Annotated in this window: 17 protein-coding genes and 4 tRNA genes; 5 read left to right on the plus strand and 16 right to left on the minus strand. The window is 52.2% G+C overall.

Annotated elements, in window-relative coordinates:
* Positions 1–74: 74 nt before the first annotated feature.
* From RWV98_RS19460 to fba, 11 genes are all read right to left on the minus strand, one after another.
* Entirely contained in the window at positions 75–455 is a 381-nt protein-coding gene (locus RWV98_RS19460) for an EamA family transporter (RefSeq protein ID WP_442872123.1), read from the minus strand.
* Positions 367–960: an EamA family transporter gene (locus tag RWV98_RS12820; RefSeq protein WP_442872124.1), complete on the minus strand. Its 594-nt coding sequence runs from the start codon at positions 958–960 to the stop codon at positions 367–369. Before RWV98_RS12820 ends, RWV98_RS19460 begins: the two co-directional genes overlap by 89 nt.
* 93 nt (positions 961–1,053) lie before the next feature.
* Positions 1,054–1,127: transfer RNA gene (locus tag RWV98_RS12825), tRNA-Cys, on the minus strand.
* Positions 1,128–1,187: 60 nt separating this feature from the next.
* Positions 1,188–1,263, minus strand: a tRNA-Gly gene (locus RWV98_RS12830).
* 140 nt (positions 1,264–1,403) lie between these two features.
* Positions 1,404–1,479 (minus strand) — tRNA-Phe (locus RWV98_RS12835).
* 283 nt (positions 1,480–1,762) lie between these two features.
* Positions 1,763–1,839, minus strand: a tRNA-Asp gene (locus tag RWV98_RS12840).
* An 83-nt stretch (positions 1,840–1,922) separates the two neighbouring features.
* A complete protein-coding gene (gene hslO, locus RWV98_RS12845) occupies positions 1,923–2,804 on the minus strand; it encodes an Hsp33 family molecular chaperone HslO (RefSeq protein WP_317861211.1) in 882 nt (293 codons plus the stop codon).
* A gap of 6 nt (positions 2,805–2,810) precedes the next feature.
* Positions 2,811–3,551: a class I SAM-dependent DNA methyltransferase gene (locus RWV98_RS12850; protein ID WP_317861213.1), complete on the minus strand. Its 741-nt coding sequence runs from the start codon at positions 3,549–3,551 to the stop codon at positions 2,811–2,813.
* Complete coding sequence (locus RWV98_RS12855; protein ID WP_280963049.1) at positions 3,544–3,837, minus strand: YerC/YecD family TrpR-related protein; 294 nt, start codon at positions 3,835–3,837, stop codon at positions 3,544–3,546. The genes RWV98_RS12850 and RWV98_RS12855 overlap by 8 nt, the downstream gene beginning before the upstream one ends.
* Before the next feature lie 458 nt (positions 3,838–4,295).
* Positions 4,296–4,748 carry an IS200/IS605 family transposase gene (gene tnpA, locus RWV98_RS12860; RefSeq protein WP_317861216.1) on the minus strand — a complete coding sequence of 151 codons (453 nt, stop codon included), beginning with the start codon at positions 4,746–4,748 and terminating at the stop codon, positions 4,296–4,298.
* Positions 4,749–4,947: 199 nt separating this feature from the next.
* Positions 4,948–5,880, minus strand: a complete 933-nt coding sequence (gene fba / locus RWV98_RS12865; RefSeq protein WP_280963046.1) for a class II fructose-1,6-bisphosphate aldolase — start codon at positions 5,878–5,880, stop codon at positions 4,948–4,950.
* Between the two features lie 257 nt (positions 5,881–6,137).
* On the opposite strand from fba, the gene RWV98_RS12870 reads away from it, so the two are divergent.
* The 5 genes from RWV98_RS12870 (at position 6,138) to RWV98_RS12890 (ending at position 12,189) form a co-directional block, all read left to right on the plus strand.
* On the plus strand, positions 6,138–7,379 hold the full coding sequence (locus RWV98_RS12870) for a 6-phosphofructokinase (protein WP_280963045.1): 1,242 nt from the start codon (positions 6,138–6,140) through the stop codon (positions 7,377–7,379).
* Positions 7,380–7,507: 128 nt separating this feature from the next.
* Positions 7,508–8,023, plus strand: a complete 516-nt coding sequence (locus RWV98_RS12875) for an RNA polymerase sigma factor (protein ID WP_317861218.1) — start codon at positions 7,508–7,510, stop codon at positions 8,021–8,023.
* 28 nt (positions 8,024–8,051) lie between these two features.
* Positions 8,052–9,338 carry a hypothetical protein gene (locus RWV98_RS12880; RefSeq protein WP_317861220.1) on the plus strand — a complete coding sequence of 429 codons (1,287 nt, stop codon included), beginning with the start codon at positions 8,052–8,054 and terminating at the stop codon, positions 9,336–9,338.
* Between the two features lie 117 nt (positions 9,339–9,455).
* Positions 9,456–10,778: a replication-associated recombination protein A gene (locus RWV98_RS12885; RefSeq protein WP_317861222.1), complete on the plus strand. Its 1,323-nt coding sequence runs from the start codon at positions 9,456–9,458 to the stop codon at positions 10,776–10,778.
* Positions 10,779–10,926: 148 nt separating this feature from the next.
* Positions 10,927–12,189, plus strand: coding sequence for a cation:proton antiporter (locus tag RWV98_RS12890; RefSeq protein WP_317861224.1), 1,263 nt, complete (start codon positions 10,927–10,929; stop codon positions 12,187–12,189).
* 145 nt (positions 12,190–12,334) lie between these two features.
* Here the strand turns inward: RWV98_RS12890 and RWV98_RS12895 are convergent, their stop codons facing one another.
* The 5 genes from RWV98_RS12895 to RWV98_RS12915 form a co-directional block, all read right to left on the minus strand.
* Positions 12,335–12,844 carry a hypothetical protein gene (locus RWV98_RS12895; protein WP_317861226.1) on the minus strand — a complete coding sequence of 170 codons (510 nt, stop codon included), beginning with the start codon at positions 12,842–12,844 and terminating at the stop codon, positions 12,335–12,337.
* A gap of 203 nt (positions 12,845–13,047) precedes the next feature.
* Positions 13,048–13,767, minus strand: a complete 720-nt coding sequence (locus tag RWV98_RS12900) for a hypothetical protein (RefSeq protein WP_317861228.1) — start codon at positions 13,765–13,767, stop codon at positions 13,048–13,050.
* A gap of 248 nt (positions 13,768–14,015) precedes the next feature.
* Positions 14,016–14,258 (minus strand): hypothetical protein, encoded by a 243-nt coding sequence (locus RWV98_RS12905; RefSeq protein WP_317861230.1) that lies wholly within the window; start codon positions 14,256–14,258, stop codon positions 14,016–14,018.
* Positions 14,259–14,264: 6 nt separating this feature from the next.
* The gene (locus RWV98_RS12910) at positions 14,265–15,413 is read right to left on the minus strand and encodes a M56 family metallopeptidase (RefSeq protein WP_317861232.1); all 1,149 of its coding nucleotides are present in this window, start codon (positions 15,411–15,413) and stop codon (positions 14,265–14,267) included.
* Between the two features lie 2 nt (positions 15,414–15,415).
* Positions 15,416–15,841, minus strand: coding sequence for a BlaI/MecI/CopY family transcriptional regulator (locus tag RWV98_RS12915; protein WP_317861234.1), 426 nt, complete (start codon positions 15,839–15,841; stop codon positions 15,416–15,418).
* Positions 15,842–15,873 lie beyond the last annotated feature (32 nt).

Consider the following 15,873-nt stretch of genomic DNA (forward strand, 5'->3'; position numbering starts at 1 on the left):
CATACCCCGCGCCGCCTGTCACACCGCCGCGCCGGGCAGCAAAAAAGACGCTTGTCACAAAGCGTCTTTTGTTGTTATCCCTTTTCGCGCGCTTCTGTCTGGCTTTCCAGCATGCGGTTATAGAAAAACATCAGGACCGATACGCCGCAGATCACCACATAGCCGATCGCGCTCAGCAGGTCCGGTATCTGCCCGAACAGCATAAAGCCCAGCAGCGCCGCAAACAGCACCTGCGTATAATCAAACACCGATATTTCCTTGGCCGGGGCGTGCGCGTAGGCCAGCGTTACGCCGAACTGTCCCAATGTCGCGGCAAGGCCCGCGCCGAGCAGGCAGGCCGTTTGCCAAAGCGTCATCGGGTGATAGTCAAATATCAAAAACGGCAGCGTTGCCAGCGTGGAAAAGGCAGAAAAGAAAAACACGATCCGCGCGCTCTTTTCGCCCCGCCCCGACAGCGCGCGTACCGCCGTATAGGCCGCGCCCGCCGCCATGCCGCCCGCCAGACCGACCAGCGCCGGGAATACCGCCGAGGAAAAACCGGGCTTGATGATCAGCAGCGCGCGCCCCAAAAGCCGCGAGCACCGCGCCGTACTGCACCAAATTCGCGCGCTCCCGCAGCAGCGCCAGCGAAAACAGGATGGCGAAAAAGGGCGACATTTTATTTAGAATATTGGCATCCGCCAACAGCAGATGGTCCACCGCGTAGAAATTGCAGAAAATGCCGAGCGTACCGCACACGGCGCGCAAGGTCAGCAGCGGAAGATTGCCTTTTCCCCAGCGGAACCCCACGCCGTTGCGTTTCAGCACGAAGCCCGCGAATATCATCGCAACGCAGTTGCGGAAAAAAGCCTTTTGCGTAAACGGCAGGTCGCCCGCCAGACGGACCAGCGCGTTCATCGCGGCAAACCCAAAAGCGGACAGCAGGATAAAACCAATGGCCTTGCTTTTCTTTGATAACATTCTGATCACCCGATTCCTTCCTTCATTCCTGTACGCTTATTATGTGATAAAAACGCAAAAGACCATCGGCGAAAAGCCGATGGTCTTTTTTTCTGGAGGTACCACCCAGAATCGAACTGGGGATCAGGGAGTTGCAGTCCCACGCCTTACCGCTTGGCTATGGTACCATACCATATTTAAGATATGCGGAAAATGAAACGGCATTCCTAAAAAGTGAAGAAAAAAATTGGAGCGGCTGACGAGGCTCGAACTCGCTACCTCCACCTTGGCAAGGTGGCGCTCTACCAGATGAGCTACAGCCGCATATATTTTATTGCCGTTTGTGCTGTCATGCCGGGTATGATCGTTTTCCGCGGGAAAACCGGTGTCTCCGGGCGAAATCGCTTTTGCTGGGGCAAAAGCATGGATTTTTCATATCGCACCATAGGGTGCGATATGAAAAATGGTGCCTCCGGGCGGAATCGAACCACCGACACGGGGATTTTCAGTCCCCTGCTCTACCGACTGAGCTACAGAGGCGTGTCATAAATCGCCTAACGGCGGGATGCGAGAAAACTTCGCTTCGCTGGTTTTTCGATAAATCGCCTAACGGCGGGACGCTGGAAAGGGCGGGTGCATTTTGGGCGACCCTGTGGTTGCTATTTTAGGGGCTGGTGGCGCCTAGCCGCGGGGTTATCACCTTTGCGTTGACACCCACGAGCTAAACAACATGCCACCGGCATATTTTTTACGGCTACGCCGCCGCTCTTTCAAGTCCCATCCGGGTCGCCTACTTTCGTAAGCGACCTGATGAAACTGGAAGTGGCGACCCGGATGGGACTTGAACCCACGGCCTCTAGCGTGACAGGCTAGCGCTCTAACCAACTGAGCTACCGGGCCAATTTGCTGCCGCTTTATTACCAGCGGCAGTAATTATTATATCTAAAAACCATCATTCTGTCAACAGTTTTTTTCTTCTTTTTTCAGCTTTCTGCCTGCGTCAGCAAATCTTGCAATTCTTCCCGCGTAAAGGCATAGATTTTATCGCAAAATTGGCAAGTAACCTCACTTTTTTCCTGTTCGTCCGCCATTTTTTTCAGTTCGTCACGGCCCATGCTGATAAGCGCGCGTTCTACTTTATGCCTGCTGCACCCACAACGATAGCCGATTTCACTTGTCTGTAAAAACTCCACGTCAAAGCCGTCCAACACTTGCTCTATGATCTGCTCGAGCGTCTGCCCTTCTGCAAGCAGCGCGCTGACCGGGCGGATCTGCGCAAGGTTTTTTTCCAGCCGGTCGATGTCCTCGTTCCGCACACCGGGCATCAGCTGCACCAAATAACCGCCCGCCGCCTTGATCGACTGATCGGTGTCCACCAAAACGCCCAGCGCACAGGCGGAGGGAATCTGCTCACTCTCCGCAAAGTAGCGCGTCAGGTCGGCGGCGATCTCACCGTTTGTCAGCGCGACCGTGCCGGTCACAGGGTCCTTTAGCCCAATATCCTTAATCACCATCAGATAGCCGCGGCCCACGCCGCCGCCCACGTCCAGCTTGCCATCCTCCCGCAGGGGTAGGTCGCAGGCCGGATTTTGCAGATAGCCGCGCACAAACCCGTCCGAATCGCCCACGCAGACGATCGCGCCCAGCGGGCCGTTACCTCTGATCTGCACGGTCACCGAGCCGTCCTCCACCTTGAGCTGGCTGCCCAGCATAGCGGAAGCGGTCAGCGTGCGGCCAAGCGCCGCAGAGCCCAGCGGCAGGGTCCCATGTATTTCGCGCGCGCGCTCCACCAGCCCGGTCGTGCGGGCGGCAACGATCTGAATGCCCGCGTTGCGGGTCAAAGCGCGCAATAAAGTATCGCTCATAGTTCGTTAATCTCTCTTTCTTGCGGTAAAAAATACGCGGTCCTCCCCGCCCCGAACGGGCGAGAAGGCAAAATCGCCGTATGTATGGATATCGGCAAAGCCCGCTTCGGCCAGCATTTGCCGCAGTGTTTCCAGCGGATAAACGCGTTCCTCGTGCGTTTCCTGCGCGCGGCGCCACAGGCCGTTCTCGCGCGAGAAAATATCAAACTGATAGGCGCACAGCTCGTCCTCCACGGCAGCCTGCCACACGCAGAACACGTCCTCTTCCTCGCGGACATAGCTCTGCCCATCGATCCGGGCGAATTTCTCCGGAGTGTTCACATCGAACACGAAAAGCCCGGTCTTTGGTTCTAAAAACAGGTGTACGCGGCGAAACGCTTCGCGCAAGGCCGCGGGCTCGGTCACATAATTGACCGAATCCAAGCAGCACAGACACGCGTCCACCGTGCCGTATAGGTCAAGCTCCTCCATGCGCTGGTTCAAAAACAGCGGCCGTGGCGATAGCTCCATCGTGCTTTCCATGGCTTGCATCAGCATTTCCGGAGAAGCGTCCGCGCCGATCATTTCATAGCCGCGCTCGGTCATCAATCTGGTCAGCCGCCCGGTGCCGCACGCCAGATCAAGGATCAGCTTTGGCGAAAGCGCCTCGCGCCGGAACAGCGCCTGAAAAAAGTCCGCCCATTCCGCATAGCCCACGTCCTCCGTAAACCGGTCGTAGTATGCGGAAAGCGCCTGATAGCTATTCATCTTCCTTCAGCCGGTCTAGCAGCGTACGGTAGCCGTCCGAGCCGTAAACAAGGCACTTATTCACGCGGCTGATCGTCGCTGTGGAAGCGCCGGTCTCCTGCACGATATCGGAATAAATACGGCCTTCGTCCAGCATGCGGGCCACCTGAAAGCGCTGTACCATCGCGCGCAGCTCGGCGATTGTGCACAGGTCCTCAAAAAAATCATAGCACTCTTCCACGGATTGCAGCTTCAAAATGCCCTGAAAGAGGATGTCCATATCCTCATCCTTCAGTTTTTTGTTCAAGATACTCCCTCCCTATTCAAAATTCTTCTTATGATACAAACATTATATCACACCGCTTTCATAATGTAAAGTGTAACAAGTTCAAACTCCCAAGGGTGGTTTTTCCCTATCCATATATAGTATTTTCACCAATCTGCTTTCTGCAATTTGTTAATAAGCAGTAACCTTTCAATGCGCCATTCGTTAAGCCCCCCTTTCGTCACGCGCCTGCAGCGCGCGCCACCTTCCCCTCGTAGTGGGAAGGCCAAAGGGCGGCGCTATGCCGTATAGAAGTCAGATATTCTTAACTAAATGACATTGGTGGAGTCATCCCACCGCCCGCGACTGCCGCCGCGCATTCAAACGCGAGTCATGACCACCCCAAAGCGGGGTGGCATGAACAAGCCCTATAAGGGCATAAAAAAAGCCAGCGCCTAAAAGACGCTGGCTTTCACTTCGTTCAAGCCCTGATGGTAAGACTACTTACTACCCTTGAAAGGGTCAACATATTCTTTCTTACTTAAGCTATCTTCGATTTGATCCTGCTTATCTTGCTCCCTGATATATTTTTGAATCGTGGCCGTATTGATTCCTACCGTGCTCACATAATATCCAGTCGCCCAGAAATTACGACTGCCGAATTTATATTTTAAATTCCCATGCCGCTCGAATATCATCATCGCACTTTTCCCTTTTAAATATCCCATAAACTGCGAGATACTGTATTTCGGCGGCACGCTTACGAGTAAATGAATATGGTCAGGCATCATATGCCCTTCGATGATTTCCACACCCTTCCACTTGCACAAATCCTTTATAATTTGCTGTATATCTTTTCGCAGCTGCTTATAGATTATTTTCCTTCGATATTTCGGTGTGAATACGATGTGATACTTGCATACCCATTTTGTATGTGCTAAACTGTTTGCCATAAAGGTCTTCCTTTCTGTTTCTTTGGTGGCTTGAACACTCACCATTTTATCAGTTTGGAAGTCCTTTTTTGTTTAAACTTGAATCCCACCCGCATTGCGGGCGGTTCTTACCGTATTTGCTCTGCAAATACGCCACCGCTAAAGCACTAATGCAAAAAGCGCGCCGGAAAATCCGGCGCGCTTTCTTTCATATCTACTTTTAGGCCTTGCCGTTGCAGCCAAGCACGTTGACGAGCTTGTGCGCAACCATGTCCTTGACGGCCTGACGGGCAGGCTTCAGGTACTGGCGGGGATCGAAATCCGCCGGATGCAGCGCCATGTGCTCGCGGATCGCGGCGGTCATGGCCAGACGGATGTCGGAGTCGATGTTGATCTTGCAGACCGCGCCCTTGGCAGCCTCGCGGAGCATTTCCTCCGGGATACCGATAGCGTCCGGCATAGCGCCGCCGTACTGGTTGACCTTAGCAACCATGTCCTGCGGAACAGAGGAGGAACCGTGCAGCACGATCGGGAACTCCGGCAGACGGCGGGAAACTTCCGCCAGAATGTCGAAGCGGAGCTGCGGGTTCTGGCCGGGCTTAAACTTGTAAGCGCCGTGCGAGGTGCCGATCGCGATTGCCAGAGAGTCAACGCCGGTCTTGGTAACGAAATCCTCAACCTGCGCCGGATCAGTGTACTGGTGATCCTCAGCGACAACGTCGTCCTCAACGCCGGCGAGCTGGCCGAGCTCGGCCTCTACGACAACGCCGTGCGCGTGCGCGTATTCAACAACCTGCTTGGCAACCTTAACGTTCTCATCGTACGGCATGGCGGAACCGTCGAACATAACGGAGGTAAAGCCGCCGTCGATGCAGGACTTGCAAATTTCAAAATCAGAGCCGTGGTCCAGATGCAGCGCGATCGGAATATCCGGGCACTCCTTGACAGCGGCCTCTACCATCTTAACGAGGTAGGTGTGGTTTGCATATGCACGGGCGCCCTTGGATACCTGAAGGATAACGGGAGCCTTCTGCTCCTGACAAGCTTCGGTAATGCCCTGCACGATCTCCATGTTGTTCACATTGAAAGCGCCGACAGCGTAGCCGCCGTGATAAGCTTTCTTGAACATCTCTGCAGAAGTAACTAATGACATGGATAAACTTCCTTTCTATAAATGAAATTAATAAAGAATTCCACCACTATTCTACCAGTATGTCGGCCTAAAATCAAGTCCATAATCCAAATGCCCCCCATTTTTTGCTTTTCTCGGCTATTCGCCGCCCCCTGCCCAAAAAACCCAAAATTCCATTGATTTTATTCCGTTTTTATGGTAACCTTTAAAGTGAAAGAAAATGCAGTGGCAAGGTAACAAACCAATGTGTTTTAATTTGTTAGGAGGTTTTCAAAATCATGAGTGAACTGAAAGGCGCATGCGTCATCGGCCAGTCCGGCGGCCCGACCTCGGTGATCAACTCTTCCGTTCTCGGCGCACTGGAGACTGCGCTGGACAATCCGTCCATCACCCGCGTGTTCGGTATGGCCCACGGCATCAAGGGCCTGTTGAATGACGAACTGTACGACATCGACAAGGAAGATCGCGACGAACTCGCGCTGCTGCGTTATACCCCGTCCTCGGCCCTCGGCTCCTGCCGCTATAAGCTGGCCGATCCCGATATCGACGATACCGATTACAAGCGCATCCTCGAAATCTTCAAGAAGTATGATATTCGCTATTTCTTCTACAACGGCGGCAACGATTCGATGGATACCTGCAACAAGGTTTCCAAGTATATGATGAAGTCCGGCTACGAGTGCCGCGTCATGGGTATCCCGAAGACGATCGACAACGACCTGTTCGGCACCGACCACTGCCCCGGCTTCTCCTCCGCCGCCAAGTATATCGCTACTTCCTGCATGGAGATCTATCAGGACGCGCGCGTATACGACATCGGCATGGTTTGCGTTGTTGAGATCATGGGCCGTCACGCCGGCTGGCTGACCGCCGCCGCCGGTCTTGCGACCGCGCAGGGCGCAGGTCCCGACCTGATCTACCTCCCCGAGACCGACTTCGACATGAAGAAGTTCCTCGCGGACGTAAAGCGCATTTACGACGAGAAGGGCAACTGCCTTGTCGCCGTTTCCGAAGGCATTCACTATGCCGACGGCACCTTCGTTTCCGAAGCGAAAACCTCCGCTACCGACGGCTTCGGCCACGCGCAGCTGGGCGGTCTGGCCGCCATGCTGGCTGACACTGTTAAGAACGAACTCGGCTGCAAGGTTCGCGGCATCGAGCTTTCCCTGCTGCAGCGCTGCGCCGCGCACTGCGCTTCCAAGACCGACGTGGACGAGTCCTATATGGCCGGTAAGGCTGCTGTCGAGAACGCCGTTGCAGGCAAGACCGACTTTATGCCCGGCTTCAAGTGCACCCGTGACGCGAACGGCTACAAGTGCGAGATCGAGCTTCTGCCCCTCTCCGAAGTTGCAAACACCGAAAAGAAGGTTCCGCGCGAGTGGATCAACGAGGAAGGCAACGGCGTGACCGAGAAGTTTATCGAATACGCACTGCCGCTGGTAAACGGCGAAAACGTAGGCCCCAAGGTAAACGGCCTGCCGCGCTTCGCCCAGCTCAAGAAGATCATTGCCAAGCCGTAAGGTTTTCTAGCAAGTCCCTTTACGCCCCCACGAAATTCGTGGGGGCGTTTTTTTGAAAAAAATTCTTTTTTATGCGGCAAAAACGGGCGCTGCACCGTCAATTCATTAGGAAGGGATGTGAAGGACTAATGGCAGAGGACCGATCGCTGCGGCCGGATCCCGAAATGATCCCCCAGCTGCTTGATACGTACGGCGATCGGCTGCTGCGCCTGTGCACGCTCTATCTGCGGGATATCCATCTCGCGGAGGACGCGTTGCAAGATACCATGCTGCGCGCTTGGCGCGCGCGTGATACCTTCCGCGGCGACAGTGGCGCCGCGACCTGGATCACCCATATCGCGGTCAACGTATGCAGGGATTATCTGCGCTCGCCTTGGAAGCGCAGGCGCGCCCCGGCCGAGGAGCTGGATACGTTATTCGCCCCGGCGGACGATCCACAAGTAGACGATACCCTGCCGCATGCCGTCATGAGTCTTTCCCGTCCCCTCCGCGAAGTCGTCATCCTGTACTACTATCAAGAGCTGAAGGCGAGGGAGATCGCCGATATGCTTCACCTGCCCATTTCCACTGTTACCGCGCGTCTCTCCCGCGCGCGGGAGCAACTGCGGCACACACTGAAAGGGTGGTACTACGATGAAGAATAACCACCGGAACATGAGGAGTGATCTTGACATGACCATGGCTAATATAACGCTAACCTCCGCCAAACGCGATGCGATCTTACGCGGTCTGGAAGCCAAACGACGCCCCATCCACTGGACTGCCGGTAAGATTCTGCTGGCGGCGGTTCTGGCCGCCGTGCTGACGGTCTCGGCCTTTGCCGCCGTCAGCCCCATGATACGAGAAGCGCTCGCCAATGCACTTGGCAGCTTCATCGCGCAAAGCCAGCCGATCACCGGCGTCGCCGTTGAGCAGGACGGGATCGAGATCCGTGTGGTCTCCGCGCTGTCGGACAGCGGCATGACGCGGATCTACTGTGAGGTGCAGGACAAAACCGGCGACCGACTAGGCCCCAACATGCAAATCGGCGCCATGATCGAAGGTCTGCCGTGGGAACCCGACAGCACCATGATCGGTACCACCCTTATCGCGTATGACAAGGAAACGCGTACCGCGCTGGTTGAACTGCGCGGTTCAGGCGGCTCAAGCGAGAATGATTTCCCTGCAACAATAAAATTTAAAGCATTTAAGCCCATTGAGGATCTCAAGGATTCTTCCGTCCGTGTCCCCATCGAAGCGGTTACGGAAAAGACGCTCACCACGATGCTGACAGAAGACGGCAAGACCGTGCTACAGCCCAATCAAACGGAATTGAAGCTTGAAAAGACAGAGCAACTTCGTTTTTCTTCCGTCGGCTTTGGCAGCGACAACCGCCTGCATGTGCAAGTGGCCTTTATGGGCGCCGCCAACCGGAATGATAGCTATGTGCTCACGAACGCGCGCAGCCGATCGGGCCGTGAGGATATGCTATACAACGAGGATGCCGATTTCATTTCTTTCTGTCAGGACGGAATCTGGTATGAAGATATGGCTTTTCATGTTACTCCCAGTGATTTAGAGGACCTTGTCTTTGACGATTTATATGGTAGCCTTTATGTGAAACCTGCGTTAGAGGGCGAATGGAACGTCGATGTTACAATCGAGCGCACGCCAACGCTGACCTATGAAACCAATGTTCAGGTAGGCGGCGCGCTCGTCAAAAAGGTGAACCTCTCTGCGATCTCGGTATTTGTTATTTCGGACAGTGAACGCACCGTGCTCGGCCACCGCCCCACCTACGCCATGCTGCGCGACGGCACCAAGCTAATCCTGACGAGCAACTGTGTAAGCAGCATGTGGGCGCTTGATACAGAAACCAACCAAGGCCATGCCTACGACCAATGGACGTTCAACGAACCGCTTGATCCAGCAGAGGTCGTATCCATGAACTTTGACGGCGTGACCGTGCCGCTGCAATAGCAGCAGTTCCCCTTTCTCAGCCTGACGGCAACGAGAAAGGGGATTTTTCTTTATCCATCTTGCCAGAACATTTGTTCGGTGTTATAATACAGATAAAACAGAAATGGTGGTGAAAGGATGGAACAGCAGACCCTGTTCGGCGGCGATGCGACAAGGCCCTTGGCCGACCGGCTGCGCCCGCAAACGCTGGACGATTTTTTTGGCCAAACGCATTTGCTTGGCGAAGGCAAGGTTCTGCGGCGGCTGATCGAAAACGATCAGGTATCCTCCATGATCTTCTGGGGCCCGCCCGGCGTTGGTAAAACGACGCTCGCCCGCATTATCGCAAACCGCACCAAGTCCTCTTTTATCGATTTTTCCGCTGTTACCAGCGGCATCAAGGAGATACGCGAGGTCATGAAGAGTGCGGAGGACAACCGCCGTTTTGGCGAGCGTACCATTGTATTTGTCGACGAGATACACCGTTTCAATAAAGCCCAGCAGGACGCCTTCCTCCCCTTTGTGGAAAAGGGCAGCATCATCCTGATCGGCGCGACGACTGAAAACCCTTCGTTCGAGGTAAACGGCGCGCTATTATCCCGCTGCAAGGTGTTTGTGCTGCAATCGCTCTCCGCGGACGAGCTGACCGGTCTGCTTCGCCGCGCGTTGACGAGCAAGCGCGGCTTTGGCGGCCAGCAGATCCACTTGGAGGACGACATGCTCGGCATGATCGCCGCCTTCGCGAACGGCGACGCGCGCACCGCGCTCTCCACCCTTGAAATGGTCGTTTTAAACGGCGATACGGAGGGCGGCGTGGTCACCGTGCGCCCAGAAACGCTGGAACAGTGCATTTCCAAAAAATCGCTTTTATATGATAAAAACGGTGAGGAGCACTATAACATCATCTCCGCGCTGCACAAGTCCATGCGCAACTCCGATCCGGACGCCGCCGTTTACTGGCTTGCCCGCATGCTGGAAGCCGGAGAAGACCCGCTGTACGTCGCCCGCCGCGTCGTCCGCTTTGCAAGCGAGGATGTCGGCATGGCCGATTCGCGCGGGTTGGAGGTCGCCGTTGCCGCCTATCAGGCGTGCCACTTCATCGGCATGCCGGAATGCACCGTGCATTTAGCGCACGCGGTCACGTATTTATCGCTCGCGCCTAAGTCGAACGCCCTCTATATGGCTTACGAAAGCGCGAAGAAAGATGCGCTGCAACAGCTTGCCGAGCCGGTCCCCCTTGTCATCCGCAACGCGCCCACGAGGCTGATGAAGGAACTGCACTACGGCGCGGGCTACCAATACGCGCACGATACCGAGGAAAAGCTGACCAACATGCAATGCCTGCCCGATTCGCTGGAGGGCCGCACCTACTACCGCCCCACCGATCAGGGCTCCGAAGCCAAGTACAAACAGCGTTTGGAACAGATTAAAGCATGGAAAAAAGCGCACCGCGATAAATAGCATATTTATCAAAAACCGGCCGTTATTTTTGGATAATCGGCCGGTTTTTCCTGCGTGTTTGTTGTTTTTTTCACGATTTATTTGCTTTTAACCACAGAACAGTATATCATGATAGTAATATTTTAATATTCAATAGGAGGTGAGCGGCATGTTATCTGCACTTTATGAACCTTTGACAGAAAATACTTCTGTCCTGATCGCACTCAGCCTGATCCTTTTTTCAGGCTTTCTTCTCACACGCCTGACCAAGCGGCTGCATCTGCCCAATGTAAGCGGCTTTATTCTGGCCGGTATGATCATCGGCCCGCATGCGCTCGGCCTCGTGCCCCATCAAATCGTCGACCGTATGGGCTTTGTCAGCGATATTGCTTTGGCCTTTATCGCCTTTGGCGTGGGCAAGTTTTTCCGTAAGAAAACGCTGAAAAAGACCGGCTGGGGCGTTATCGTCATTACTGTGATGGAATCGTTGCTGGCAGGCGTGCTCATTTCGTTGGCAATGTACTTCATTTTCGGCCTGCCCAGCGCTTTTTCCCTGCTGCTCGGCGCGATCGCGACCGCCACCGCGCCCGCCAGCACGATGATGACCATCAACCAATACCACGCGAAGGGCGAATTTGTCGATACGTTGCTGCAAGTGGCCGCGCTGGACGATGTTGTTTGCCTGCTGGCCTTTAGCGTTGCTTCCGCGCTTGTCAACAGCCACGATACCGGCGTAACGGCGGTACTCGATATTGTTTTACCCATTGTTTACAACCTGCTCGCCATCTGCCTCGGTTTTGTTTGCGGCTGGCTGCTCGCGCGGCTGCTTCGCCCGACGACCCGCTCGCGCGATAACCGGCTCATTTTGGTGGTGGCCATGCTGCTCGGTCTTTCCGGCCTGTGCGCGCTGGTCGATATCTCTCCCCTGCTCTCCTGCATGGTGTTTGGTGCATCCTACATCAACCTAACGCGCGACAAGGCGCTGTTCCACCAACTGAACGGCTTCACGCCGCCTGTGATGAGTATTTTCTTCATCGTGTCCGGTATGAATCTGGACATTCGCCTGCTTGGCACGGTGGGCATCATCGGCGTTTCCTATTTCTTCATCCGTATTCTGGGCAAATACGGCGGCGCTTATCTAGGTGCGCGAGCAACGCACGCCCCGCCGGAGATCCGCAAATACCTCGGTCTTGCCCTGATCCCGCAGGCGGGCGTTGCGATCGGCCTTGCGTTTCTCGGCCAGCGGCTGTTGCCACCCGCCATCGGCAACATGCTGCTGACGATCATTCTAGCCTCGTCCGTGCTATACGAACTGATCGGCCCGGCCTGCGCCAAGCTGGCGCTCACCCTCTCCGGCGCGATCCCCAAGGAGCATCTGAAAAACCCGCCCCCCCATTCGCCGGACGAAACAGACGACGAAGACCTGCCATAACGTCGGTACAGCTCATGCAAAAAGCTCCTCCTTTTTTCAAGGCGGAGCTTTTTGCATGAAGAGAATGAAAGGTCTATCATAGCGACAGATATAGCACTTTCATCTTTGACGGAGAAGTCAGTAAGGCAATAAGGCGATCCATTTATCATTCATTTCCTTCGCTGCGCAGCTCTTCCTTTTCTATGTCTTCAACACAAAGGTACTCCAAAAGCGCATATGTGACCGGAAAGATAACAATGAAAATATAAAATAATGTATATGTTACAGCCGATACAAGCATGCTACCGTATCTTCCAAAGATATGAAACCAACCCAAGTCAAACTTGATGCGATAGATATCTATTATATAGACGCATAAAAGAAAAACTAAAACGGCCAAAAAACGGACCGCCAGCCTGAAAGCCCTCCCTTTAGGTTGTGGTCTTAATAACCGAAAATGAAAGCTTTTTCGATGTGTCAAAAAGCAATAGCCATAAGCGCAAACCGCAGGAATACAAATATAGAGTCCCATAAGCAGCCACCCTGTTATTTCAGCCGTGGAGTCCGGCAGAATGCGAATCACACATAGGAGCATTGCAAAAAACAGCACGCTGAATACAACGCACTGACCAATCGACCCCCAAAAATACCGCAAAAATCTTTTGACATTCCGCATGCTACTTTCCTTTCCCGCAATTACGATAGAACACCTAGTTTTTTCGCGACTTGGTTCTCCACGTTCCAACAATATATTATAGGTTGAGCGGTCTCTGCTTTCTCTTTTGTAAGCCACAAGGGCGACAATTACCCCGCTCGCATCATAAAGAATGCGAGCGAGGTCATTGTTTCAGCAAGAAGTTCTTCTGATGTGCAACTAGATTAGGTGGTAACTCTACTAAAAGCAGTCACTGTTAGTGTGCCAATATTCACAACATCAATACTTGCATCACATCGGAAAGTGAGACCCGTATAAGAGTTGTCATACAACGTTGAATCATCTTCGCTGACTCTTACTCTGGATACATAGCCAATCCACCCCAAACCACCGACATGACTATTTCCATATTCAAGAACCCTGTTTTCAACCGCCATTCCTCCTGTTGACCATGATCCTCTGACAGAATGCAACTGATTATTATCACCCGGATTATCTATCCAGTAAACAAAAGACCACGCATGGACATCTCTTAAATACCAGTGTTCATAGTCCTCTTTAACAGTAGCGGCTGCAGCGGATACATACATATTAGCAATACCACCATCTTCGCAAACGATTTCTCCAAGCTTTTGAACAGTAGAGTTAACTTCTACTTCAACCGCATCCTGCCCACTTCTTGAAAACGGGATAAAGGTGGCATCAGCGCCTACACTTTCCCTAATAGAAATCGGAACAGAAGCATCAACAGCGTTGTTTAAAGCGGCTTCCTTCAAAACTTCATCATCTATAGACGCAATCAAAGCGTCAGCTTGAAGCTGAACAGATGAAGTTGCGTGATTGACATTATCAACTGAGCTATCGCTTGCTGATGCATAAGGAACGCCCAAAAGCAGTGCTGCGCTAAGCACTAGTGCGGTAAAAGACCTTTTTGTTATGTACATTATAAAGCTCCTTTCAAGCTGTTGTCATGATAGCCTGTGTAAAAGCTACTCAAAGTTAAATGAAGATATAAAAATTTTATATCCATTCGCGTCCGATTGACTTTGCATACTTATCTGCTATAATAGCATTATCCACACAAATCCGAGTTGCCGCTCTGCGGCAAGGTGTCCAGCCTTTCGGTTTTATGTGGATTTTTTATGTATTCATAAGCATCATCCTTTCTTTGGGAATACGGTGATATATACCGTTACAGATCGATCCATTCAGGATCAACCCAATAACCTCGCGTTTCATTCCAGCGTCTATATTGTTGTCTGCCTTCGTGGATTCTCGTTTTATAAACGATTACATCAGCGCGTAAAATGATCTCATTCACGGTAGTCAGATTTTCAAGGGCTGGCGTTTGTATGGGCTCAGCTGCATTCGCAAGTGTAAGCGAGCTTGCAATCAAAGCCACCGTGCTGATTGCATATATTATCTTTTTATTCATCTTCATTCACTCCTTCAAAATTGAAAATCCAATATTTTTGTAAAATATAGCTTCGTTCTCCTCCAGACGGGTATATGGGGATTCTTTAATGTATAGCCAATACTCTCCATCTCCTTCTAATAGAATATAGGAAGTTGACGGGTCAAAATCTATCGTATTCTTCTCGGTGCTTCGAGGCGCTTCAAACTTCGGCTGCGGCAGAAAGACATACGAAGTCAGAAGCACCATAGTAGTGCTCAGCGCAAGAACAGTTTGCCGGAGCTTGCTGCTTTTTCCCGGTCTGAAGTTCATAACGGCTCTGAACCGTTCCTCAATTCCGGCTTGCTCCGCACACTGCAAAAGCGCTGTAGCGGTGTATGGGAGAGTATCATTGGATGCGGAAATCCTCTTTAAGCTGTCTATGATCGCTTGCAGATATGGCGCTTTTTCCCTTGCGCCCAAATGCGCAATTACCGTTAGGTCACATTTGATCTCCAGCGTTTGCTCCAGATCCTTTTTCAGCAAATAGACGAACGGATTCATCCAAAATATGATACAGAACAGCGAAGTCATAAATTTCACAACGGTATCTTTATTATTGAAGTGCATAAGCTCATGTAGCAAGATATACCGCAGCTCCCGATCCGTGTATTCTTTTGGAGGCAGAATAATTCTTTTCTGAAAGATACCCAAACCGAACGGCACATCGATATTGGGACAAACCCAGACAGAGATTTTTACCTGCTTGTGCACCGCTGTTTGCAGGCGCTCAAGTGTCTGCTGGATTTTTTCATCCGCCAAGGCGGCATACCGCGTCATTCCGCGTATGGTCTTTTGGTATTGAAGCACATACCTGATGAGCAGAATGCAGCAAACCGCAACCCACAAGATCGACAGAATAGAAAGGTACGATATGGCAAGGCTTGTACCTGCAAAAGCTTTCGTATGTAAAAAACGATAAACCGCCGGATAAATCTTTTCCGACTCGACGATTACGGATGGGGCAACCTCAACCGGGCAAAACATTCTCGCCGCGCTGAATAAATAGAGCAGGAACATATAAAACACACCAAAGCACCTTGATGATCTTTTTGCTTTTCGAAGCAAATAGGTTAGAACGATCAGCGCGCTGCTCCAAAGAATTGCGGATAAAAAGGAAAATATCGTAACCTGCATTTTTATTCTTCCTCTTTTAAAGCATCAACCATCTCCTGCAGTTTTTTGATTAATTGCTCGTCGATCACATCCTTTTGGTCCGCTTCGCTTTTTTTCTTTTTAATCTGCTTTTTCTTCACGAACGCTACGGCGATGTCCGCCAGCGCCTTTGTGCTAAGGCCTTGTTGCTCTAAGAAAAAGGTTGCATAGTCTTCCCGCGAAACGATTGCTTTAAATTGCCTTACCAAACGCCCCCGGTGCTTTTCTGCGCCGCACATTTCAATAAACTTTTTCTCTTCTAATTCCCTGAGCATTTTGTGGATGTAGTTTCCGCTCCATGTCTTATCCTTCGCATATTGCAAAATATCTACGCTCGTGATCGGCGTGCCGATTTTCCAAAACACATTCATTAATTCCTCTTCCGACAGGGACAGTCTTTTTAATCCCATTTTATCACCTTCCACCAATCAATTAGTTACTA

It is taken from the genome of Agathobaculum sp. NTUH-O15-33 (genome assembly GCF_033193315.1).
In the GTDB taxonomy this organism is placed as follows: Bacteria; Bacillota; Clostridia; order Oscillospirales; family Butyricicoccaceae; genus Agathobaculum; species Agathobaculum faecihominis_A.